The 23,896-nt window shown below is 67.0% G+C and carries 17 protein-coding genes; 14 read left to right on the top strand and 3 right to left on the bottom strand.

The genetic code is table 11. The annotated features are described in order from the left end of the window. Positions 1-49: 49 nt before the first annotated feature. Both ACFWP0_RS07005 and coq7 read right to left on the bottom strand, forming a co-directional pair. Positions 50-1,156 carry a glycosyltransferase gene (locus tag ACFWP0_RS07005; protein ID WP_056325286.1) on the bottom strand — a complete coding sequence of 369 codons (1,107 nt, stop codon included), beginning with the start codon at positions 1,154-1,156 and terminating at the stop codon, positions 50-52. 779 nt (positions 1,157-1,935) lie between these two features. Continuing rightward, positions 1,936-2,613 (bottom strand): 2-polyprenyl-3-methyl-6-methoxy-1,4-benzoquinone monooxygenase, encoded by a 678-nt coding sequence (gene coq7, locus ACFWP0_RS07000; RefSeq protein ID WP_377840745.1) that lies wholly within the window; start codon positions 2,611-2,613, stop codon positions 1,936-1,938. Between the two features lie 122 nt (positions 2,614-2,735). On the opposite strand from coq7, the gene ACFWP0_RS06995 reads away from it, so the two are divergent. From ACFWP0_RS06995 to ACFWP0_RS06980, 4 genes are all read left to right on the top strand, one after another. Next, positions 2,736-3,179 (top strand): OsmC family protein, encoded by a 444-nt coding sequence (locus tag ACFWP0_RS06995; protein ID WP_377840743.1) that lies wholly within the window; start codon positions 2,736-2,738, stop codon positions 3,177-3,179. A gap of 114 nt (positions 3,180-3,293) precedes the next feature. Further along, the gene (locus ACFWP0_RS06990; protein ID WP_377840742.1) at positions 3,294-4,265 is read left to right on the top strand and encodes a thymidylate synthase; all 972 of its coding nucleotides are present in this window, start codon (positions 3,294-3,296) and stop codon (positions 4,263-4,265) included. 433 nt (positions 4,266-4,698) lie between these two features. Then, a complete protein-coding gene (locus ACFWP0_RS06985; protein WP_377840741.1) occupies positions 4,699-6,762 on the top strand; it encodes a putative bifunctional diguanylate cyclase/phosphodiesterase in 2,064 nt (687 codons plus the stop codon). A gap of 84 nt (positions 6,763-6,846) precedes the next feature. Beyond that, positions 6,847-7,332 (top strand): dihydrofolate reductase, encoded by a 486-nt coding sequence (locus ACFWP0_RS06980; protein ID WP_377840739.1) that lies wholly within the window; start codon positions 6,847-6,849, stop codon positions 7,330-7,332. A gap of 21 nt (positions 7,333-7,353) precedes the next feature. Here the strand turns inward: ACFWP0_RS06980 and ACFWP0_RS06975 are convergent, their stop codons facing one another. Next, positions 7,354-8,772: a PLP-dependent aminotransferase family protein gene (locus tag ACFWP0_RS06975; protein WP_377840738.1), complete on the bottom strand. Its 1,419-nt coding sequence runs from the start codon at positions 8,770-8,772 to the stop codon at positions 7,354-7,356. A 160-nt stretch (positions 8,773-8,932) separates the two neighbouring features. Here ACFWP0_RS06975 and ACFWP0_RS06970 point away from each other — a divergent pair, with 160 nt between their 5' ends. The 10 genes from ACFWP0_RS06970 (at position 8,933) to ACFWP0_RS06925 (ending at position 23,866) form a co-directional block, all read left to right on the top strand. Beyond that, positions 8,933-10,258 carry an aspartate aminotransferase family protein gene (locus ACFWP0_RS06970; protein ID WP_377840737.1) on the top strand — a complete coding sequence of 442 codons (1,326 nt, stop codon included), beginning with the start codon at positions 8,933-8,935 and terminating at the stop codon, positions 10,256-10,258. 116 nt (positions 10,259-10,374) lie between these two features. After that, positions 10,375-11,868, top strand: coding sequence for a CoA-acylating methylmalonate-semialdehyde dehydrogenase (locus ACFWP0_RS06965; protein WP_377840735.1), 1,494 nt, complete (start codon positions 10,375-10,377; stop codon positions 11,866-11,868). Positions 11,869-11,994: 126 nt separating this feature from the next. Beyond that, positions 11,995-13,503 (top strand): M81 family metallopeptidase, encoded by a 1,509-nt coding sequence (locus ACFWP0_RS06960; RefSeq protein WP_377840734.1) that lies wholly within the window; start codon positions 11,995-11,997, stop codon positions 13,501-13,503. An 80-nt stretch (positions 13,504-13,583) separates the two neighbouring features. Further along, positions 13,584-15,149, top strand: coding sequence for an ABC transporter substrate-binding protein (locus tag ACFWP0_RS06955; protein WP_377840732.1), 1,566 nt, complete (start codon positions 13,584-13,586; stop codon positions 15,147-15,149). 43 nt (positions 15,150-15,192) lie between these two features. Further along, positions 15,193-16,134, top strand: coding sequence for an ABC transporter permease (locus tag ACFWP0_RS06950; protein WP_377840731.1), 942 nt, complete (start codon positions 15,193-15,195; stop codon positions 16,132-16,134). Positions 16,135-16,138: 4 nt separating this feature from the next. Beyond that, positions 16,139-17,038, top strand: coding sequence for an ABC transporter permease (locus ACFWP0_RS06945; RefSeq protein WP_377840729.1), 900 nt, complete (start codon positions 16,139-16,141; stop codon positions 17,036-17,038). A gap of 5 nt (positions 17,039-17,043) precedes the next feature. Next, on the top strand, positions 17,044-18,741 hold the full coding sequence (locus ACFWP0_RS06940; RefSeq protein ID WP_377840727.1) for an ABC transporter ATP-binding protein: 1,698 nt from the start codon (positions 17,044-17,046) through the stop codon (positions 18,739-18,741). 26 nt (positions 18,742-18,767) lie between these two features. Next, on the top strand, positions 18,768-20,177 hold the full coding sequence (locus tag ACFWP0_RS06935; RefSeq protein ID WP_377840726.1) for an amidase: 1,410 nt from the start codon (positions 18,768-18,770) through the stop codon (positions 20,175-20,177). 27 nt (positions 20,178-20,204) lie between these two features. Beyond that, the gene (locus ACFWP0_RS06930) at positions 20,205-21,680 is read left to right on the top strand and encodes a M81 family metallopeptidase (protein WP_377840724.1); all 1,476 of its coding nucleotides are present in this window, start codon (positions 20,205-20,207) and stop codon (positions 21,678-21,680) included. Between the two features lie 227 nt (positions 21,681-21,907). Further along, positions 21,908-23,866 (top strand): DUF945 family protein, encoded by a 1,959-nt coding sequence (locus tag ACFWP0_RS06925; RefSeq protein WP_377840723.1) that lies wholly within the window; start codon positions 21,908-21,910, stop codon positions 23,864-23,866. The last annotated feature ends 30 nt before the right edge of the window (positions 23,867-23,896 follow it).

Genomic DNA, 23,896 nt, shown 5'->3' with positions numbered 1-23,896 from the left:
CGGGTGATAGATAACCGAGCCCCCGGCGGCGGTCGCCGGGGCGCTCAAACTAGTCGGTGGTTCGCAAGACTGACGGCAACAGCAGCCAGCCCGGACGGCGCCAGGACACCAATCGCGCATACAGCCAGATGTAGACGCTGGCGAACACAACCAGGCTGGCGCTCAGGGCCCAGGCGTTGTCCCACCAGATCGTGGCCGGCACCAGCCCGATCAGCGCAAGCACCCACATGTACGGGGACGCCAGCGCGTTGCACAGCGCCGGCACGGCATGGCGCCGGCCACGGCTGAAGGTCACGCGGACCAGTCGGCGGAAAACCAGCTGGTGCAAGTGCAGCGCATCCGGCTGGTCCACCGGCACGCCGCGCTTGAAGCGGCGGCGCCAGATCGAAAAACCGGTTTCGAATACGGGGTAGAACAGCACCGCCAGGGCGTAGAACGGCGACACCGACGGATTGCGCACCACCAGCAGCACCGCCAGCTCGGCCAGCATGAAGCCCAGGAAGTACGCGCCGCCATCGCCCAGGAACACGCGCCCGAACGGGAAGTTCCAGACCAGGAAGCCCAGCGTGGCCGAGGCCAGCGCGGCAGCCACCAGGAAGATCGGCACGTCGCCCACCTGCAGGGCCACCAGGCTGATCGACACCGCCATCAGGGTGGCGACCATGCCGGCCAGGCCGTTCATGCCGTCCACGATGTTCAGCGCATGCGTGCAGCCGCCGACCGCGAACATGGTGAACAGCAGCGATACCGGCCAGAACGACAGGACGTAATCCACGGGCGCCATGCCCACGCGGCTCACGCCGCCCAGCAGCCACCAGGCGATCGCGGCGGACAGGAAGGCGGCCAGCAGGCGCTTGCTGGCGCCGATGTCTTTCGTGATGTCTTCAAGCAGGCCGGCCACGAACACGGGCAGCGCGGCAACGAACAGCGCCGGCCAAAGCCAGGTCAGGGTCATGTTGCTGGGGCCGAGCACCAGAAGGCCCGCGAGCGTACCCGCAAGCACGGCCAGTCCGCCGACGCGGGGCGTGGCGCGGGAATGGTTGGCTTGGGGCTTGTTGAGGTCGCTGTCGCCGGTAAAAGCGCCATGCCAGCGCTCGGACGCCACGATGAGTCCCCCCACCATGAACGCGACCACGCATATGTACAGCCAGGTCACAGGATCACCTCTGGTTGGTCTATCGAGACAGGCCCGCCATTATCGGAGGCAGGTGTAACGCCCATATATGGGAGGGATAAGGAAGTGCAATTCCGCGGCACAGAACGTAACACCCGGGGCGGCGCCGCTTGTGCGCCGGCGAGCCTGCGTTTGGAAGGCGCTGATGCAACAACACCGCGGACGCGCGGAAATACAGGTTTCATGAGGAGATTGTAGAGCTTTCCGCCCTGGCGCACGCGAAATATCCCAGGGAAAACGCGAAGACTGCCATAGCGGAACAATGCCGCCCGGTTCAAGCGCGAGCTCGGCCCCGCATAAAATAGGGACGCATTAATTGGGGCGAAAAAAAAGCCCGAGATCGTGAGATCTCGGGCTAAATCCACCAAAGGAGGAGGGTGGAGGAGACAACCGTGGCATGTTGGGGAGCGGGATTTCTGCTCGCCGCGCATTCGGGGTTTTTCACCGCGCCGTCTGCGTTTCAACATCCGATGACTGAATAGTACCGAGGTTTTTTGTGCGATGCAAGAATTTTTTTGATCTCTTTTCCTGGCCCGAATCCGCGTTGCGTTTTTGCTGCAAATTTCCGCCCCGCCCCCTGAAGACCCGCGCCAATCAATGACCTTAACGAAAACCGGGTTTTTGCCGAAGGGGTTAACCCCTTGCGGACTTACCCTAGACCACAGCGGGTAATCCCACCCTGGTTTTTGCACCAAAATAGTGCGGATGGCACCATGATGCGGCCGATTTTGCGCATTGCAGCATTTTCGGCCGCGCTGCTTTCAGATCCAGTAAGCGGTGCTCGTCATGACCTTGGACATGGCCCGCATGGCCATTTTCACGGGCGCGGGCAGCGGCACGCCCCCCGCCTCTTCAGCGCTGGCGCGGTGCTGGGCCTCGTCTTCCTTCATCTTTTGCACGATCTGGCGCGACCGTTCGTCCTGCACCGGCAAGGTGCGCAGATGCTCTTCCAGATGCGCCTCGACCTGCTTCTCGGTTTCGGCCATGAAACCCAGGTTGCGAGGCACGCCCGCGACGCTGGCCAGTACGCCCAGTGCGAACGAACCGGCGTACCAGACCGGATTGAGCAGGCTGGGCCGGCTGCCCAGCTCGTCCAGGCGCTGATTGCACCAGACCAGGTGGTCCACTTCCTCGGCGGCGGCATTCAGCAGCAATGCGCGGGGCGCCGGTTCGCGGCAGACGGACGCCTGGCCGCGGTACAGCGCCTGGGCGCAGACCTCGCCGACATGATTCACCCGCATCAGTCCGGCGGCGTGCCGCTTCTCTTGCGCCGACATGGCCTGCGGGGCCTCCTCCGCCTTCGCCGGATAGGGCCGGCCGGCGGACGCGCTTCCGGACAATACCCGCAGCGCGCGGTCAGCTTCGGCCAGCAAGGCATCCAGGGGGCTCGCGCGGCGCAGGAAGGAAGCGGGGCCGGATCGGAACAGGGTGGTGGACATGACAACTCCTAGACAAAACTGGCGCACACACCCCTGATGCGGGGCGGGGCTCTCGTGCCTGGAATTGTACGCAACAGGTATCATCAACCATTGACTGCGCTCAAGCTCAAGGACACGACAAAATGGAATGCACGATCGACTGGGGCGGCCCCAACGGCATGCTCTTTACCGCCAGCACGGGCAGCGGCCACGTGGCCGTGATGGACGGCGCCGTGGACGGCGGCGGACACAATCTTGCGCCCCGCCCGATGGAAATGCTGCTGGCCGGCACGGGCGGCTGCACCGCCTACGACGTGGTGCTGATCCTCAAGCGCGGCCGCCACGCGGTCAGCGGCTGCAGCGTCAAGCTCCAGGCCGACCGCGCCGACGCCGACCCCAAGGTCTTCACGCGCATCCATTTCGCGTTCACCGTCACCGGCCGCAACCTGCCGCGCGCCGCGGTGGAGCGCGCCGTGCAGCTTTCCCACGAAAAATACTGCTCGGCCTCGGCCATGCTGGAGAAGACCGCGGCGCTGACGTTCTCGGTCGAGATCGTCGACACGCAGGAAGCCGCGGCCGCCGCCTGAGCCTCGCCCGCGGCGTGGTGTAATCCGACTTATCCCTATCTTTTATAAGCGCCGCCGCGATCCGGTCGCGGCGGCCAGTCTGCGTCACCCAAGCGGGCGAACACAAGGACCGCCATGAAACAATACCTGGACCTCGTTCAATCCATCCTGGACACCGGCGCGTGGCAGGAAAACCGGACGGGCATACGCACCCTGAGCATGCCGGGCGCCTCGCTGCGCTTCGACCTGCAAAAAGGGTTCCCCGCCGTCACCACCAAGAAGCTGGCGTTCAAGTCCGCCATCGGCGAGATGGTGGGTTTCATGCGCGCCTCGCGCAGCGCCGCGGAATTCCGCGAGCTCGGATGCAAGGTCTGGGACCAGAACGCCAACGAGAACAGCCAGTGGCTGGCCAACCCGTACCGCGAAGGCCCGGACGACCTGGGGCCCGTGTACGGCGTGCAATGGCGCCAGTGGCCGGCCTACAAGATGCTGGACGCCAGCCGCCCGGCACAGATCGAAGACGCCCTGTCGCGCGGCTACGCCAAGGTGGCCGAGCTTGAGGAAGGCGGCGTGCCCAAGGTGCTGCTGTACAAGGCGGTGGACCAGCTGCGGCAGTGCCTGGACACCATCCATGAGCGCCCGGGCGACCGCCGCATCCTGTTCCATGGCTGGAACTGGGCCCAGATAGAGGAAATGGCGCTGCCTCCGTGCCATCTGCTCTATCAGTTCCTGCCCAACGCGACGACCCGAGAGATCTCGCTCTGCCTGTATATCCGTTCCAACGACGTGGGCCTGGGCACGCCGTTCAACCTGACGGAAGGCGCGGCGCTGCTGCACCTGGTGGGCCGCCTGACCGGCTACACCCCGCGCTGGTTCACCTACTTCATCGGCGACGCCCACATCTACGAGAACCACCTGCCGATGCTGCGCGAACAGCTCAAGCGCGAGCCCTACGAGTCGCCCCGGCTGGTGCTGTCGGATCGCATTCCCGATTTCGCCGTTACAGGCCGCTACGAACCCGAGTGGCTGGAAAAGGTGGAACCGGGCGATTTCTCGCTTTCCGGCTATACCCATCACGCTCCGCTCACGGCGGCCATGGCCGTCTGAGCACGCCGGCGCAGGCCGCCCGCGGCGGCCTGCCCGAACACCGCGACGACACGCCGGGCGCCCGCCCGGCGGCGAATTCCCCGCGCTCACCGGCGGCAGGTGAAGATTGGTGAGCTTCTGGAAGCCCGATTTCGGTATAACCCATCCCTTAGCCACGGACGCGCGTCCAGCATGCCGCACGCCCCATGGCTTCCGACCGGCCACTGGCGCGCCGTGCCTGCCGCTTGCCGCGAATCCGGGCACGCGCCGGGCAACGCCGACCGCTGGCGTTGCTCAGCCGCATCCCCCAATCCCTACCAGAGAGTGTCAGAATCGCCAGCGTCGATAGCAGGATCTTCCTTGCGACCCGGGTTGCAACTGTTGACTACCAATTGAATTGAATTGAATTAAGGCCCGCGCGGCGGCTGTATGCGCTCAGGACAGGACCCCACAAATGCTCGTTGGAACTTATAACCCTTCGCTCGTCCTCGTATCCCTAGGGGTCGCCATCCTGGCGTCATACACGGCGTTGGGGATGGCCAACCGCGTCAGGGCCGCGAATGGGCTGCCCGCCGCGCGATACTGGCTGGCCGGCGGCGCGTTCGCCATGGGCATCGGCATCTGGTCCATGCATTTCGTCGGCATGCTGGCTTTCACCCTGCCCATTCCCATGGGCTATGACCTGCCGTTGACGGGACTCTCCCTGGCCATCGCGATCGGCTGCTCGGCCTTCGCCCTGTGGATCGTCTGCAAGGACGAACTGCCCTGGCGCAGGCTGGCGATCGGCGCGCTGCTGATGGGCGCGGGCATCGCCGCGATGCACTACATCGGCATGGCCGCGATGCGCATGGCGCCCGGCATCGACTACGATCCGATATGGTTCGCGCTGTCCATCGCCATCGCGGTGGGCGCCTCGGGCGCGGCGCTGTGGATCACCTATCGCCTGCGCCACGACGGGCCGCGCGTGGCGCTGTCCCGGCCGCTGGCCGCCGTGGTCATGGGCCTGGCCATCGTCGGCATGCACTACACGGGCATGGAAGCCGCGGGCTTTCCCGCCGGCAGCATCTGCATGGCCGCCGACGGCGGCCTGTCCGCCGGCTGGCTGGCCATCGCGGTGACCGCCGTGACCCTGAGCGTGCTGGCCATCGCCCTGGTCGTCGCCGTGCTGGACAACCGGCTGGAGGCCCGCACCTCCGCCCTGGCGTCTTCGCTTGCCGAAGCCAACGAAGAGCTGGTGCAGCTGGCGCTGCACGACACCCTGACCAAACTGCCCAACCGCATCCTGCTGGAAGACCGGCTGGAGCAGGCCATCGAAAGCGCCAGCCGGCGCAAGGGCTATTTCGCCGTGCTGTTCTTCGACCTGGACGGTTTCAAGGCGGTCAACGACGCCTACGGCCACCACACCGGCGACGCCCTGCTGATCGACCTGGCCCAGCGCATCCGGCAGGCCCTGCGCACGCAGGACACGGTTGCCCGCCTGGGCGGCGACGAGTTCATCGTCCTGAGCGAAGTGATCGAGCCGACCGACGCCGCCAACGTGGCCGACCGGCTGATCGAGGCTATCGCCCGCCCCGTCATGGTCTATGGGCACGAAGTGCTGGTGACCTCGAGCGTGGGCATCGCCGTCTACCCGAACGACGGCGAAGACACCCACGCCCTGCTGACGAACGCCGACGCGGCCATGTACCACGCCAAGCGCCTGGGCGGCACCGGCTACAGTTTCTTCGAACCGTCGATGAACGCGGACGCGCACGAGCAGATCGAGCTGCTGCACGACCTGCGTCTGGCGCAGGAGCGGGACCAGTTCGTGCTGCATTACCAGCCCAAGTACGAAGCGCCCGCCGGCCCCATCATGGGAGCGGAGGCGCTGCTGCGCTGGAACCACCCCACTCGCGGCCTGGTGGGTCCGGACCAGTTCATACCCACGGCGGAAAAGACCGGCCTGATCCTGCCCATCGGGGAATGGGTCATCAACGAAGCCTGCCGCCAGATGCGGGAATGGATCGATGCCGGCCAGGGGCACTGGACCATCGCCGTGAACATCTCGGCACTGCAATTCGCCCATGCCAGCCTGGTTGAAACGGTGCGCTCGGCGCTGGCGCGGCATGACGTTCCGCCGGCCTGCCTGACCCTGGAAGTAACCGAATCCACCGCCATGCGCGATGCGGAGGCCAGCCTGGCCGTGCTCAAGCGCCTGTCCGCGCTGGGCGTCACCATCTCCATCGACGACTTCGGCACGGGCTACTCCAGCCTGCTGTACCTCAAGCGGCTGCCCGCCACCGAGCTGAAGATCGACCGCGGCTTCGTGAACCAGCTGGACAACGACAACGAGGACGCCGCCATCGTCTCGGCCATCATCGCGCTGGCGCAGCAATTGAACCTGCGCATCGTGGCCGAAGGCGTCGAAACCGCGGCGCAGCAGAAATTCCTGACCGGCCTGGGCTGCGATTCGCTGCAAGGCTTTTTGCTGGGCAAGCCCATGCCCGCCACCGAATTCCTGGAGCACGCGACGGGCTGACCGGGTACGCCAGCCCGGGCCCGCGCGCAAATTTGCTACGCTTACGGCGTCCAACCGGCCGAACCCCTACCGCTGCAATCCCGAATGCCCGCCAGCCTTACCCTGATCGTCGCCTACTCCGCCAACCGCGTCATCGGACGCGATAACGCCCTGCCCTGGAAGCTGCCGGGCGACCTGGCGCATTTCAAGCGCAGCACGCTGGGCCATCCCATCATCATGGGCCGCAAGACCTGGGACTCGCTGGGCCGCCCCCTGCCCGGCCGCAGCAATATCGTGATCAGCCGCAATCCGGACTTCAGCGCCGCGGGCGCGATTCTGGCGCCCACGCTGGAAGCGGCCGTGGCCGCCTGCGGCGACATCGAAGAAGCCTTTGTGATCGGCGGCGCGCAGATCTACGCGCAAGCCCTGCCGCTGGCGCGGCGCGTACTGGCCACCGAAGTCCACGCCGAGGTCGAGGGCGATGCATTCTTCCCGCTGCTGCCGTCCTTCCAGTGGAAGGAAACGGCGCGCGAGCCGCAAGCCGCCGAGAACGGCTACGACTACGACTTCGTCACCTACGAGCGCGCCTAGAGCGCCTGGCCACCCCGGGCGCTACGCCGCGCCCGCGTTGCGCATGAAGCGCCACAGCGCGGGCGCCTCGGAATACGCCACGTTAAAGCGCACCCAGGGGGTGTCGGCCTCGTCCGCCTCGAAATAGGAGCCGGGCGCCAGCCAGATGCCGTCCTTGAGCGCCAGCTCGGCCAGGCCGTTGGCGCCGCATTCGCGCCACTGGCCCGCCACCTTGGCCCACAGGAACAGCCCCCCCTGCGGCCGGCCGTAGATCTCGAAGCCGTGCTGCCGCATCAGCCCGGTCACGCCCGCGTGGGCCCCGGCGAGCCGTTCGCGGGTGCGCGCAATGTGAGCACGGTAGCGGCCCTCGCGGATGACCTGATGGACGATGCGCTCCATGATCTCCGGCGAGGTCAGGCCCACCGCCATCTTGGTGCGCGCGATGTCGCGGGCCAGGTCCCGGTGCGCCACCACATAGCCCACCCGCACAGACGGGCTGATGACTTTCGAGTAGCCGCCCAGGTAGACGACCCGGCGCGCCCCGTCCAGGGCGGCCAGCATGGGCGTCACGCCGGGCGCCAGCTCGCGCGAGATGTCGTCCTCCACCACCCACAGGCCATGCCGCTCGGCCGCCTGCAGGATGCGAAACGCGTTGGCCATGCCGATGCTGGCGCCGGAGGGATTTTGCAGCACGGTATTGACGAACAGGGCGCGGGGCCGGTGCTGGGCAGCCACGCGCTCCAGGGCCTCGCAATCCAGTCCCTCGACAGTCCTGGGCACCGACACCACGCGCAGGCCCGCCAGCCGCAACATCTGCAGGAGATTGGCGTAGGCCGGCTGCTCCACCACCACGGTGTCGCCGAGCCGCAGCAGGGTGCGGATCACCATGTCCAGGCCATGCGTCACGCCCTGCGTCAGCAGCACCTGCGATACCTCGACCTCCATGCCCTGCGCGCTCAGGCTGGCCGCGATGGTCTCGCGCAGCGGCGCATAGCCATAAGGATGCCCGTAGTTCGCGATGCGCATCGCCGGCACGCGCCCCATGTGGCGCAGCGCCACATGCAGCCCTTCTTCATTCAGCCATTCGCCCGGCAGCCAGCCGCAGCCCGATTTGATGGGAATGGAGTGGTCGGCAAAGATATCCGACAGCAGCCAGCCGGCATTCAGGCGCGGAGGCTCCCAAGACAGCGGCTCGGCCCGCCGCGCCGGCGCTTCCGGCGAGGCCACCCGGTAGCCCGCGCCGGGTCGCGCCGCCAGCCACCCCATCGACACCAGGCGGCTGTAGGCGCTGGCCACCGTGAAGGTGCTGACGCCGTACTGGCGCGCGAACTCGCGCACCGAGGGTAGGGACATACCCGGACGCAAGGTCTGCTCTTCGATGGCGCGCAGGATGGCGGCCACCAACTGCTCGACAAGCGTGGGCGCTAGACCGCGGGCGCGGTTGGGCTGGAAATCGATCACGGGATAACTGTACAGTTGTGCCGCTAATAACTATACAGTTAGCGGCAAATGCGCGGATTGTATATTTTCATTCCTCCCGGGACGCACCAGAATCATTTGAATCCCGCAGGCTGCACAGTCTTCGCGCCAGGCCCGCGGTTGTCCATCCCCTGGAGTCATCATGAACGCCCCCGCCCAGTTGCCCGACCTGTCCCATCTCTGGATGCCCTTCACTGCCAACAAGCAGTTCAAGGCTCACCCGCGCATGCTGGCAACGGCCAAAGGCATGCACTACACCTCGGCGGACGGCCGCCAGATCCTGGACGGCACCGCCGGCCTGTGGTGCGTCAACGCCGGCCACGGCCGCCAGGAAATCGTCGAGGCGATCTCCCGCCAGGCCGGCATCATGGACTACGCGCCAGGCTTCCAGCTGGGCCATCCCCTGGCTTTCGAAGCCGCCACCGCCGTAGCCGGCCTGATGCCGCAGGGCCTGGACCGCGTCTTCTTCACGAACTCGGGTTCCGAGTCCGTCGACACCTCCCTGAAAATCGCCCTGGCCTACCACCGCGCGCGCGGCGAAGGCCAGCGCACCCGCCTGATCGGCCGCGAGCGCGGCTATCACGGCGTGGGCTTCGGCGGCATCTCGGTCGGCGGCATCTCGACCAACCGCAAGACCTTCTCCGGCGCGCTGCTGCCCGCCGTGGACCACCTGCCCCACACGCACAACCTGGAGCAGAACGCCTACTCCAAGGGCCAGCCCGCCTGGGGCGCCCATCTGGCCGAAGAGCTGGAACGCATCGTCGCGCTGCACGATGCCTCCACCATCGCCGCGGTGATCGTCGAACCCATGGCCGGCTCGACCGGCGTGCTGATCCCGCCCAAGGGCTACCTGGAAAAGCTGCGCGAGATCACCTCCAAGCACGGCATCCTGCTGATTTTTGACGAAGTCATCACCGCCTACGGCCGCCTGGGCGCCGCCACGGCCTCCGAGTTCTTCGGCGTGACGCCGGACATCATCGCCATGGCCAAGGGCGTCAGCAACGCCGCCGTGCCGGCCGGCGCGGTCGCGGTCAAGCGCGAAGTCCACGACGCCATCGTCAACGGCCCCGCCGGCGGCATCGAGTTCTTCCACGGCTACACCTATTCCGCCCATCCCCTGGCCGCCGCCGCCATCCTGGCCACGCTGGACATCTACCGCCGCGAAGACCTGTTCGGCCGCGCCCGCAAGCTGTCCACCGCCTTCCAGGAAGCCGCGCACGGCCTGAAGGGCGCGCCGCACGTCATCGACGTGCGCAACCTCGGCCTCGTCGCCGGCATTGAATTGGCCCCGCGCGCCGGCGCCCCCGGCGCACGCGCCGGCGAGGTCTTCCAGAAGTGCTTCGATAGCGGCTTGATGGTGCGCTATACCGGTGACATCATCGCCGTCTCGCCCCCGCTGATCATCGACGAGGCCCAGATCGGGCAGCTGTTCGACCAGATCGGCCGGGTCCTGAAAGAAGTTTCCTGACATGGGCATTCCCGCCCCGCGGCGCGGCCGCATGCTTTGATAACGCAGTCCCGCGGGCGGCCGATGGCCGCCCGCGGGCTTTCTTGACGAATCCCCCGCTTCGAGTTCCGCACCTCATGAAGAAGATCCCCCATTTCATCAACGGCCAGCACTACGAAGGCCGCAGCAGCCGCTACGCCGATGGCTTCGATCCCGCCACCGGCGAGATCTCCTCCGCCGTGCCGCTGGCCTCCGTCGAGGACGTGGCGCTGGCCGTGGCCGCCGCCAAAGAGGCCTTTCCGGCCTGGTCCGAAACCCCGGCGCTCAAGCGCGCCCGCATCCTGTTCAACTTCAAGGCGCTGCTGGACAAGCACCAGGACGAACTGGCCGAACTGATCACCCGCGAACACGGCAAGGTGTTCTCCGACGCCAAGGGCGAAGTGATGCGCGGGATCGAGATCGTCGAATTCGCCTGCGGCATTCCGCAGCTGCTCAAGGGCCAGTACTCCGACCAGATCGGCGGCGGCATCGACAACTGGAGCATGCGCCAGGCCCTGGGCGTGGTGGCCGGCGTCACGCCGTTCAACTTCCCGATGATGGTGCCCTGCTGGATGTTTCCCGTGGCCATCGCCTGCGGCAACACCTTCGTGCTCAAGCCGTCGGAACGCGACCCGTCCGCCTCCCTGCGCCTGGCCGAGCTGCTGACCGAGGCCGGCCTGCCCGGCGGCGTCTTCAACGTGGTGCATGGCGACAAGCTCGCCGTGGATGCGCTGATCTCTCACCCCGACGTCGAAGCGCTGTCCTTCGTGGGCTCCACGCCGATCGCGGAATACATCTATTCGGAAGGCACCAGGCGCGGCAAGCGCGTACAGGCGCTCGGCGGCGCCAAGAACCACCTGGTCGTCATGCCCGACGCGGATCTGGACCAGGTCACCGACGCGCTGATGGGCGCGGCCTACGGCTCCGCCGGCGAGCGCTGCATGGCCATCTCCGTGGCCGTCGCGGTGGGCGACGTGGCCGACAAGGTGGTCGAGCGCCTGATCCCGCGCGTGAAGGCGCTGGTGGTCAAGGACGGCATGCAGCCGGACGCCGAGATGGGCCCCCTGGTCACCGCGCAGCACCGCAACAAGGTGACGGGCTACATCGAGGACGGCATCGCCGCCGGCGCCGACCTGCTGGTGGACGGCCGCGGCCTCAAGGTGCCCGGCAACGAGAAGGGCTTCTTCCTGGGCGGCACGCTGTTCGACAACGTGAAGCCCGCGATGAACATCTACCGCGAAGAAATCTTCGGGCCGGTCCTGTGCATCGTGCGCGTGCCCGATTTCGCCAGCGCGGTCGAACTCATCAACGCCCATGAATTCGGCAACGGCGTCGCCTGCTTCACTTCCGACGGCGGCGTGGCGCGCGCGTTCGCCCGCCAGATCAAGGTGGGCATGGTCGGCATCAACGTGCCGATTCCCGTGCCCATGGCCTGGCATTCGTTCGGCGGCTGGAAGCGTTCGCTGTTCGGCGACCACCACGCCTACGGCGAGGAAGGCATCCGCTTCTATTCGCGCTACAAGAGCGTGATGCAGCGCTGGCCGGACAGCATCGCCAAGGGCGCCGAATTCACCATGCCTGTGGCTAAGTGATTTCCCCCCCCGAAGCGCTGCGCGCTTCCCCCCCAGGGGGGCGTCGCTGCGGACCGGCGGAGCCGGCTCCGCGCGACCCGGCTTGGGACGGTTTGCCAGAACATCCATACGACAAGGGGAATCCTGATGCGCATCGGGATAGGCGGCTTTCAGCATGAAACCAATACGTTCGCGCCGTCGCGCGCGGCGTGGGAAGATTTTGCGGAGAAGGGCGGAGGCTGGCCCAAGCTGGTCAGCGGACCCGCGATGTTCCAGGCGGTCGCGGGGGCCAACATACCGGTGGCGGGCTTCATCGAAGCCATGGGGCAGCACACGCTCCTGCCCACCACCTGGGCCGCGGCCAGCCCCTCCGGGCCGGTCACCCAGGATGCGTTCGAACGCATCAGCGCGATGATCCTGCAGGGCCTGTCCCTGGCCATGCCGCTGGACGGGGTCTACCTGGACCTGCACGGCGCCATGGTGACCGAACACCTGGACGACGGCGAAGGCGAATTGCTCAAGCGCGTGCGCGACCTGGTGGGCCCCGACGTGCCGGTGGTCGCCAGCCTGGACCTGCACGCCAACGTGACCCGCGCGATGGTCCGCCACGCCGATGCGCTGGTCTGCTACCGGACCTACCCCCATATCGACATGGCCGAAACGGGCCAGCGCGCCGCCGGACTGCTGTCGATGCGGCTGGCGGGCGTGCCGCGCCCCTACGCGGCCTTGCGCGCCCTGCCCTACCTGATCTCGCTGTGCTGGCAATCCACCGACATCGAACCCTCGCGCAGCCTGTACCAGCTGGTGGGCGAAGTCGAAGCGCGCGGCGCCACCAGCCTGTCGTTCGCCACCGGCTTCCCGGCCGCGGACTTTCCCGAATGCGCGCCCACGGTGTGGGCCTATGGCGCGACGCAGGACGACGCCGACGCGGCGGCGGACGAACTGGCGCGCGCCGTGCTGAACGCCGAGCGCGACTTCGGCGGCAAGCTGTACACGCCGGACGAGGCCGTGCAGGAAGCCATGCGCCTGGCGCGCGACGCCGCCAAACCCGTCGTTATCGCGGACGCGCAGGACAACCCCGGCGCGGGCGGCAGCTCGGACACCACCGGCGTGCTGCGCGCGCTGATCCGGCATGACGCGCGCGACACGGCCATCGGCCTGATCGTCGACCCCGCGGCCGCGCTTGCCGCGCACCGCGCGGGCGCCGGAAACAAGGTTCGGATTGCACTGGGTGGACACTCGGGTATTCCCGACGACGAACCCCTGGACACCGAATTCATAGTCGAGAAAACTTCGGAGGGACGCTTCGATACGCACGGCGCGTTCTATCGCGGTTTCCACATGGACCTGGGGCCCAGCGCCTGCCTGCGCATCGGCGGCGTGCGCATCATCGTCGCCTCGAACAAGGTGCAGATGGCGGACCAGGAGATGTTCCGCTTCGCGGGCGTGGAACCGACGCGCGCCGCGATCCTGGTGGTCAAGAGCTCCGCGCACTTTCGCGCGGATTTCACGCCCATCGCGCACACGATCCTGGTTTGCGCCGCCCCTGGCTCCATGCTTATGGATGCGGCAAAACAACCATGGACACGGTTGCGTCCCGGCATCAGAATGGCGCCTTGCGGACCGGAGTTTCGCGGCCGGCCCGCTACCGCCTGACCCTCGCGCGCCGCCCTTGCGCGGCGCGTTAACGATGTAGCGGCCGACAGCGCCGCTCACTACGTTTCAAGGGGAAATACATGCTCAAGTTTGCCCGAGCGGCCGCGTTGGCCGGCGCAACCCTCATGATGGCCCACGGCGCCTACGCCGAGACCGTCATCAAGACGGTGATGCACTCGCCTTTGCGCCTGACCGATCCGCACGCCACCACCGCGTACATCACGACGTGGCACGGCTACATGATCTACGACACCTTGCTGGCCACCGACGCCGACAACAAGGTCCAGCCGCAGATGCTTGAGAAGTGGGAAGTCTCGCCCGACGGCAAAACCTACACCATGACGCTGCGCGACGGCCAGAAATGGCATGACGGCAAGCCGGTCACCTCGGAAGACTGCGTCGCCTCGATCAAGCGCTGGGCCGCCGGCGACGGCATGGGCCGCACGCTGCTCAAGTTCACCGACAAGATCGAAGCCGTCGACGCCAAGACCTTCCGCATCGTCATGAAAGAACCCACGGACCTCGCGCTGCGCGCCTTGTCCAAGCCCACCGGCACCGCGCCCTTCATGATGCCCAAGCGCATCGCGGAGCAGGCTATCGGCCAGCCCATCACCGACATGACCGGCTCGGGCCCCTTCAAGGTCATCGAGTTCAAGCCGGGCGTGAAGACCGTCTACGCGAAGAACGCCGACTACGTGCCGCGCAAGGAGCCCGTCAGCGGCCTGGCCGGCGGCAAGGTCGTCCACGTCGACAGGGTCGAATGGGACGTCATGCCCGACGCCCTGACCACGGCCAACGCGCTGCTCGGCGGCGAAATCGACTTCGTCGAGCAGTTCCCCTACGACCTGCTGCCGATGATCGAAGGCAACAAGGACCTGAAGGAAGAGTCGCTCAGCCCGGTCGGCTACTTCACGATGTACCGCTTCAACTTCAAGTACCCCCCCTTCAACAACAAGAAGATCCGCCAGGCCGCCATGTACGCGATCGGCCAGGAAGACGTGATGAAGGCGCTGGTCGGCAATCCGAAGTACTGGAAGACCTGCGCCTCGCTGTGGGGCTGCGGCACGCCGCTGGAAAGCGATATCGGCAAGGAGATGGTCGTCCCGTCCAACATCGAGAAGGCGAAGGCGCTCCTGAAGGAAGCCGGCTACGACAACACGCCCATCCTCGTCATGCACGCCACCGACGTCGGCACCTTGTCCGCCCAGCCCGTGGTGATGGCCCAGGCGCTGCGCCAAGCCGGCTTCAACGTCAACCTGGCGGCGATGGACTGGCAGAGCGTGGCCACGCGCCGCGCCTCGAAATCGGCGCCGGCTGAAGGCGGCTGGAACGTCCACAACACCAACTGGTACGCCACGGACGTGATGGATCCGGTCCGTTCCGCCCCGGCCGCGGCCAACGGCGACAACGCCTGGTTCGGCTGGCCCGACTTCCCGCAGATCGAGGAATTGCGCACGAAGATGGCGCTCACCGCCGATCCCGCCGAACAGAAGAAGATCGCCGAGGAAGTGCAGCGCATCGGCATCGACGAGGGCCTGTACGTGCCGCTGGGCCAGATGTCCGTGCCCACCGTCTACTCGACCAAGCTCTCGGGCCTGGTGCATGCGCCGGTCTTCGCATTCTGGAACGTCAAAAAAGCCCCTTGACGGGCAAGGGCCTGTGAACAGGCCCTGGTACAGGGGGAATTACATGCTGGCATTTGTCTCACGCCGGCTCCTCGCGACCATCCCCGTTCTGGTGATGGTCGCGGTGGTGGTCTTCGCGATATTGCGTTTCAGCCCGGGAGATCCCGCCATCATCATGGCGGGCGACGGCGCCACGCCTGAACGTATCGTCCAGATACGGCAGACGATGGGCCTGGACCAGCCGGTCATCAAGCAGTTCTTCATCTGGGGCGCAAAGCTCCTGCAAGGCGATCTGGGCACGTCCCTGATGTCCGGCGTGCCGGTCGCCAAGCTGATCGCGCAGCGTCTGGAGCCGTCCATGAGCCTGGCGGTGCTGACCCTGGCCTTCACCCTGATCGTCGCCATCCCGCTGGGCATCCTGGCGGCGTGGCGGCAAGGCAAGCTGCTCGACCGCGCGGTGATGGGCTTTTCGGTGCTGGGGTTCTCGGTGCCGGTGTTCGTCACGGGCTACCTGCTGATCTGGCTGTTCGCCATCAAGCTGGGCTGGTTCAACGTCCAGGGCTACACGCCGCTTGAAAAAGGCTTCTGGCCGTTCCTGCACCGGCTCATCCTGCCATCGCTCGCCTTGTCCACGGTCTACGTGGCGCTGATCGCGCGCATCACGCGCACCAGCGTCATCGAGGTCATGGGCGAGGACTTCATCCGGACGGCCCGCTCCAAGGGCCTGGGCGAAACCGGCGTGCTGCTGGGCCATGCCCTGCGCAACGCGGCCGTGCCCATCGCGACGGTGGTGGGGCTGGGCATCGCGCTGCTGATCAGCGGCGTGGTCGTGACCGAATCGGTGTTTAACATCCCCGGCCTGGGCCGGCTGGTGGTGGAAGCCGTGCTGGCGCGCGACTATCCCGTCATCCAGGGCCTGACGCTCTTCTTCGCGTTCGTCTACGTGTTCATCAATCTTGTCGTCGATTGCGCCTACACGGTGTTCGACCCGCGGATCAGGTACTGACGCCATGAACATGCAATCGCCAATCGACGCGGCCGCCGACCTCCCCGGAGGCGGCAGCCCCCACATCACCGCCTGGCGGCAAGTCCGCCAGGGGCTCAAGAGCTGGCCCGTCATGCTCGCGCTCGTGGTGCTGGCGGCGATCGTCGCCATCGCCCTGTTCGCGCCCTGGCTGGGCACGGTGGACCCCACGCTCCTGAACCCGGGCGCGCGGCTGAAGCAGCCGTTCACGGACTACCTGCTGGGCACGGACGCCTTCGGCCGCGACGTCTGGTCCCGCGTGGCCTACGGCGCCCGCATCTCGCTCATTGCCGGCCTGGGCGCGGCGGTCGTCAGCGTTGCCATCGGGCTGGTCATCGGCGTGATCGCCGGATGGTTCCGCTCGCTGGACGGCCCGATCATGCGCACCATGGACGCCATCATGGCCATCCCCGGCATCCTGCTGGCGATCGCGCTGGTGTCGGTCACCGGCGCCAGCATCACGACAGTGCTCGTGGCCATCACCATCCCGGAAATTCCGCGGGTGGTGCGGCTGGTGCGCGGCCAGATCCTGACGGTGCGGGGCGAGCCCTACGTCGAGGCCGCGCTGGCGCTGGGCACGCCGCTGCCGCTCCTGCTGTGGCGCCACATGGTTCCAAGCACCATCGCGCCGCTGACCGTGCAGGGCACCTACGTCTTCGCATCCGCCATGCTGACCGAGGCCATCCTGAGCTTCCTGGGCGCGGGCATTCCGCCCGAGATCGCGTCCTGGGGCAACATCATGTCCGAAGGCCGCATGTACTTCCGCATGCTGCCCGGGCTGATTCTCTTTCCCGGGCTGTTCCTGTCGCTGACCGTGCTCAGCGTGAACATCCTGGGCGACGCCTTGCGCGACGCGCTGGACCCGAAAATGGTGCGCAGGATCTGATGCCGATGACCTACTCCCCCATCCCGCCCGCGGGCGATACCTCGTCCGCCATCCTGGCCATCCGCAACCTGTCGGTGGAAGTCGCCGGCGCCGGCAACCGCGTCGTGCGCAACCTGAGCCTGGACGTGCATGCCGGCGAAACGGTGTGCGTGGTCGGCGAGTCCGGTTCGGGCAAGTCCGTCACGTCGCTGGCCGTCATGGGCCTGCTGCCGCAAGGCATCCTCAAGATCAGCGCCGGCTCGGTCCGCGTGGAGGGCGAAGACGTCGCCACCGCCACGCAGCGACGGCTGCGCGAGATGCGCGCCACGCGCATGGCCATGGTGTTCCAGGAACCCATGACCGCGCTGAACCCCGTGCATACGGTGGGCAAGCAGGTCGACGAAGTGCTGCGCCTGCATCGCAAGAATATGTCGGCCGCCGAACGCCGCGCCAAGGTGCTGGAAATGTTCCAGTCGGTGCACCTGCCGGACGTCGAGCGCATCTTCGAGGCCTATCCGCACCAGTTGTCGGGCGGCCAGCGCCAGCGCATCGTCATCGCGATGGCGCTGATCCTGGAGCCCAAGCTGCTGATCGCCGACGAACCCACCACGGCGCTGGACGTCACCACGCAAAAGCAGATCCTGGCGCTGATCAAGGAACTGCAGGTCAAGCACAAGACGGCCGTGCTGTTCATCACCCACGACTTCGGCGTGGTGGCCGAGATCGCCGACCGCATCGTCGTCATGAACCGCGGCGACCTGATCGAAAGCGGAACGCGCAACGAAATCCTGGCCGAGCCCAAGCAGTCCTACACCCGCCGGCTGGTCTCGTCGGTGCCCAGCCTCGTGCCCTCGCGACGCGACGCGCCCGCGGGCGTGCCGGTCCTGCACGTCAAGGGACTGGGCCGAACCTATGGCGGCAAGATCTCGCTGTTTTCCCGCAAGTCCGCGCACAACGTCATCGCCGCCTCCGACGTGAACCTGACGCTGCGCAAGGGGGAAATCCTCGGCATCGTGGGGGAATCCGGTTCGGGAAAGTCCACGGTGGCGCGCTGCATCGTGCGCCTGATCGAACCCACGGCCGGCCACATGATGATGGGCGGCGAAGACCTGAGCACCTTGTCCGGATCCGCGCTGCGCCCCGTGCGCCGCCGCATCCAGATCGTGTTCCAGGATCCGTACCGTTCGCTCAACCCGCGCCGCACCGTCGGCGAATCCATCATCGAGGGTCTGCTCAACTTCGGCATGCCGCGGGAGCAGGCGGTCAAGCGCGCCGGAGAAACCCTGACCGTCGTGGGCATGAGCCCGGACGCCATGCGCCGCTATCCGCACCAGTTCTCCGGCGGCCAGCGCCAGCGCATCTGCATCGCGCGCGCGCTGGTCATGGACCCGGAGATCCTGGTGGCCGACGAAGCCGTGTCCGCCCTGGACGTGTCGGTGCAGGCGCAGGTGCTGGAACTGCTGGAGCAGGTGCGCCAGCGCACCGGCGTGGGCGTGCTGTTCATCACGCACGACCTGCGAGTGGCCGCGCAGATCTGCGACACCATCATGGTGATGCAGCGGGGCAAGGTCGTGGAGACCGGCTCCGCCGAAACCGTGCTGACCGAGCCTCGCCATGAATACACACGCGCCCTGATCGACGCGGCGCCCGGCCGCGACTGGGACTTCCGCAACTTCCGGCCCATCGCGGCCGGCCTGATGCCCGCCGCGGCCCCCGCGCCCTGACGCCCGGGCCGCACACAGGAACCGAGATGCCACAACCGCATGAACTGTCCGCCCAGGAACTCCTGCAGGCGTATCGCGACAAGACCCTCTCGCCCGTCGAAGCGACCCGCTCCGTGCTGGAGCACATCGAGCGCTGGGAGCCGCAGCTCAAGGCCACCTACGCGCTGGACCCGGAAGGCGCGCTGGCCATGGCGCGCGCCTCCGAGGCCCGCTGGATGAAGGGCGAGCCCCAATCCTGCGGCGGCTACTCGCTGGACGGCGTGCCCGCCACCATCAAGGAAAACATCGCCACCCGCGGCGTGCCGATACCGCTGGGCACCGCGGCGACCGACCTCGCCCCCGCGGCGGCCGACGCCCCGCCCGCGGCGCGCATGCGCGAAGCCGGCGCTGTGCTGCTCGGCAAGACCACCATGCCCGACTACGGCATGCTGTCGTCGGGGCTGTCCAGCTTCCATGCGCTCACGCGCAATCCCTGGGACCTGTCCAAGAACCCCGGCGGCTCCAGCGCCGGCGCGGGCGCGGCGGCGGCGGCCGGCTATGGCCCGCTGCACATCGGCACCGACATCGGCGGCTCCGTCCGCCTGCCGGCCGCCTGGTGCGGCATCGCCACGCTCAAGCCCAGCCTGGGCCGCATCCCCATCGATCCGCCCTTCATGGGCCGCTGCGCCGGCCCCATGACGCGCACCATCGCCGATGCGGCGCTGATGATGGGCGTGCTGTCGCAGCCCGACGCGCGCGACCACATGAGCCTGCCCTTCCAGGACTTCGACTGGCTGAACCTGGAGCAGGACGTGCGCGGCCTGCGCATCGGCCTGCTGCTGGATGCCGGCTGCGGGCTGCCCCTGGACCCCGAGACCCGCGAGGCCGTCGAGGCCGCCGCGCGCGCCTTCGAGGCGGCGGGCGCCATCGTCGCGCCCATGCAGCCCTGGATGACGCCCGACATGCTGGACGGCGTGGACCGCTTCTGGCGCACCCGCTCGGCGATCGACCTGGGCGCGCTGCCCGAGGCGCGCCGCGCGAAGATCCTGCCCTTCATCCGCGCCTGGGCGGAGAGCGGCGGCGGCCAATCCGGCGAAGCCGTGTTCCGCAGCTACTACGAAACGCTGAACGTGCGGGCCAGGACCGTCGCGGCCTGCGCCCCGTATGACTACGTGCTGTCGCCCGTGGCGCCCGTGGTGGCCTACAACGCCGAATGGCCTTCTCCCACCAACGACGTCGCGACCACGATGCACCACATCGGCTTCACGCTGCCCTTCAACATGAGCGAGCAGCCCGCCGCGTCGGTCAATTGCGGCTACACCCGGACCGGCCTGCCCATCGGGCTGCAAATCGCGGGCGCGCGCTTTGACGACCTGGGCGTCCTGCGCCTGGCGCGCGCCTGGGAACGGATGCGCCCCGCGCAGCGCCCCTGGCCGCAGCCGCCCACGACGAACTGACTTTCCACGGCAACCACAGGAACTCCCATGCGTTGGCTTTTGGCAATGATCAAGCACGAGACGAATACTTTTTCGCCCGTGCCGACCCCGCTTGAACGCTTTTTCCGCGGCGACCCCGAAATCCTGGCCGGCGACCGCGCCATCAAGGCCTACGAGAACACCGACAGCGGCCTGGGCGGCTACATCGAGGTGGCGCGCCGCGAAGGCGCCGAGATGGTCGTGCCAGTCGCGGCGGAGTCCTGGCCCAGCGGCCCCGCCAGCGCCGAGACCCACGAACGGCTGTGCAGGCTGATCCTGGACGAGGTCAAGCGCGGCGGCTTCGACGCCATCCTGCTGGACCTGCACGGCGCGATGGTCGCCGAGGGCGTTGAGGACGCCGAAGGCGACCTGCTGCGCCGCCTGCGCGAAATCGATCCCAAGACCCCGGTGGCCGTGACGCTGGACATGCACGCCAACATCTACGACGACATCGTGCGCAACGCCACAGTCATCAGCGGATTCCATACCTATCCGCACGTGGACATCCGCGAGTCGGGCGTGCGCGCCGCCAACGTCATCGTTCGCGCCCTGAAGGGCGAGATCAAGCCGGTGATGGCCTGGGCCAACAAACCCATGCTGCCGCACATCATGCGCCAGGGCACGCACGCGGCCCCGAACAAGCCCCTGCAGGAACGGTGCAAGGAGCTGGAGGCCGGCGGCGTGCTGGCCGCCTCCGTCTTCGTGGGCTTTCCCCACGCCGACATCCGCGAGGCGGGCCTGAGCGCCGTGGTCTGTACCGACGCCAACCTGGCCGACGCCGAGCGATACCGCGACGAACTGCTGGAGCGAGCCTGGGCCGGCCGCGCCGACTGGGTGTTTCACCCCGAGCCGCTGGCGCCCACCATCGCGCGCGCCAAGGCCATCGGGCAAGGCCCCGTCGTGCTGCTGGACCACTTCGACAACACCGGCTCGGGCGGCACCATGGACACCACCGCCGTCCTGGCCGAAGTGCTGCGCCAGGAGCTCGACAACGTGGTCTTCTACGCCATCTGCGACCCGCAGGCGGCGCTGGAGGCGGCCGGCGCCGGCGTGGGCAAGACCATCACGCTCAAGCTGGGCGGCAAGCTCGCCATGCCCGCCATCAAGGAGCCCAGCGAACCGCTGGAAGTGACCGGCCGCGTCAAGCTGGTGTTCGATGGCGTCTACCTGAACCGCGGCCCCATGTATCGCGGCGTGCGCAACGACACCGGCCTGACCGTCGTCATCGACACCGGCCGGGTGGAGATCGTGGTGGTGTCGCGCCACCAGGAGCCCTTCGACATCAACTGCCTGCTGTCGGCCGGCATCGACCCGCTGCAAAAGCGCTATGTCGTGCTCAAGAGCCGGGTGCACTGGCGCGCGGGGTTCTCGGACATGGCTACCGACATCATCGAGTGCACGGGCGTGGGCGTCACCACGTCCGACTACGGCCAGCTCGAATTCAAGAACGTGCGGCGTCCGATCTACCCGCTCGATCCGCTGTAAACCCTCGAAATTGTCGACAAAACAGCCGGCGCGACAGCGCCGGCTTTCATTTTGAAATCTTCGGTAACTGACTCGTGGTTGAGGAGACACGCGTCTCGGTATACTCGCCGCGGGCCTTACGGGCCGATGAATACGTGTATTCCGGATGGGCCCGCTGTCACAGGCGTGGCGGCGGAACCGCCGCAACCATCGGATATGACTCGAAAATCAACGATATAAGCAGAACGATGAAAAAGAGCGTAGCGATCACCCTGGGGGTGGTCATAGTGGGAGCGGGAAGCTGGGTAGGCGCCACGTGGTACACCGGCAAGCGCATCGAGGAAAGCTCGCAGCGCCATCTGGCCGAAGCCAATGAAAAGCTGGCAAAGCTCACGCCTTTGTTCGGTCTGCGCCTGGATCAACTGAAGTACGAGCGCAGCCTGTTCTCGACGCAGGCGCGCTACGGCCTGTCGTTCGTCAAGAACGACAAGAGCCCCGACGACATGCCCGCCGGCATGATCGAATTCGACGCCAACGTCGAACACGGCCCCTTCCCCAAGAGCGCGCTGGCGCGCGGCGCCGTCGCGCCGAAGCTGGCGTTCGTCCACGCGGAAATCGCCAAGACGGACAACATCAAGCCCGTGTTCGAGTTGACCAAGGACGTCTCGCCCCTGTCCGCCGACACCATCGTCAGCTACGGCGGCCACTCCAGCTCGACCGCCAGGATCGCGCCGGTGACGGTCACCCACGAGGGCAATTCGGTCGATTTCAGCGGCATGCTGATCGACGGCACCTTCGACCGCGACACGCAGGCCGTCACCGCCCATGGCGTGATGGACAAGCTGGCCGTCGACGGCGCCAAGAGTCCCGACCCGGTCGTGATCTCGGTGGCCGGCATGACCATCGACGTCAACAGCCGCATGGGCAAGTTCGGCGTCTCGATCGGCGATTCGGACCTGAAGATCAAGCGCATCGACGTCACCCGGCCCGGCGATGAGGTCAAGGTCGCGCTGGACAACTTCGGCTACGGCGTGAAGCTCTCCGAAGACGACAAGTCGATCAACGCGCAGGCCGCCTACCAGACCGGCGACATCACCGTGAACGACGTGGCGCTGGGCAACGGCCAGGCCGTGGTCAAGCTGGCCAAGCTGGACGGCCAGGCCATCAAGCAGTTGTCCGAGACCTACAACCAGCTCGTGCGCCAGTACATGCTGGGCGCGGACGACGAAGGCCTGAAGGACGAGCAGTTCCAGGTGCTGCTGGACAACGCCGGCAAGCTGCTGGCGGGCAACCCGTCGTTCAGCATCGATCCCCTGAGCTGGAAGACGGCCAAGGGCGAAAGCAAGCTGACCTTCACGCTGGATCTGGCCAATCCGGCCAACGCCAAGGATCTGACGCCCCAGGAAATCGCGGTCCAGGCCATCAAGAAGATCGACGCCACGCTGGTCATCTCCAAGCCCATGATCCAAGACCTGATGACGCAGTACGCCATCAAGAAGGAAGGCCTGGCGGCGGACAAGGCAGCCGCCGAGGCCGACGAGCAGGTGCGCCAGATGTCCGGCATGGCCGAAATGTTCAACGTCGGCAAGAACGACGGCGACAACATCGTCGGCAAGTTCACCTTTGCCGACGGCATGGGCGACCTGAACGGCAAGAAGATCCCCGCCGAAGAACTCTTCAGCGGCCTCCTGGGCGCCTCCGGCCTGGGCTCGATGGACGACGGGGAAGAAGCCCCGGGCATCGGCATGGAGTCCGAGGAAGAGCCTGCAGCCGCCGCGCCCGCCGTCGGCGTGATGGAGGATTTCAACCTGGAATCCGTGGCCAGCATGCTGGACGACATGGGCTACACGGTGAACAAGTCGGACGGCGACGAAGGCCCCGTGCTGGTCCTGAACGCAGGCTCCACCGGCGCCAGCGATCTGCGCCTGGAATTCCTGTGCAACGACTTCACCGAAAAATGCCTGGACCTGGTGATGACCGCCACCTACACCAGCAAGAAGCCGATGTCGCTGAAGGCCATCAACGCCTGGAACCAGGAATACCGCTGGACCCGCGCCTACCTGGACGAAAAGAACCGGGCCGTGCTGCAGATGGACATGAATGCGGAAGGCGGAATCGGCAAGGACAACCTGCAGATCCTGCTCAACACGTTCATGAGCATCGCGGAAGACTTCGGCGCCGCCAGCAAGGCAGCGCCCGCCAAGTAATCCTGCCAGTCTGAAGGCAATGAAAAAGCC

The sequence above is a fragment of the Achromobacter sp. NPDC058515 genome (assembly GCF_042721735.1).
GTDB lineage: Bacteria > Pseudomonadota > Gammaproteobacteria > Burkholderiales > Burkholderiaceae_B > Achromobacter.
This window is presented reverse-complemented; position numbering and strand designations above follow the sequence as displayed.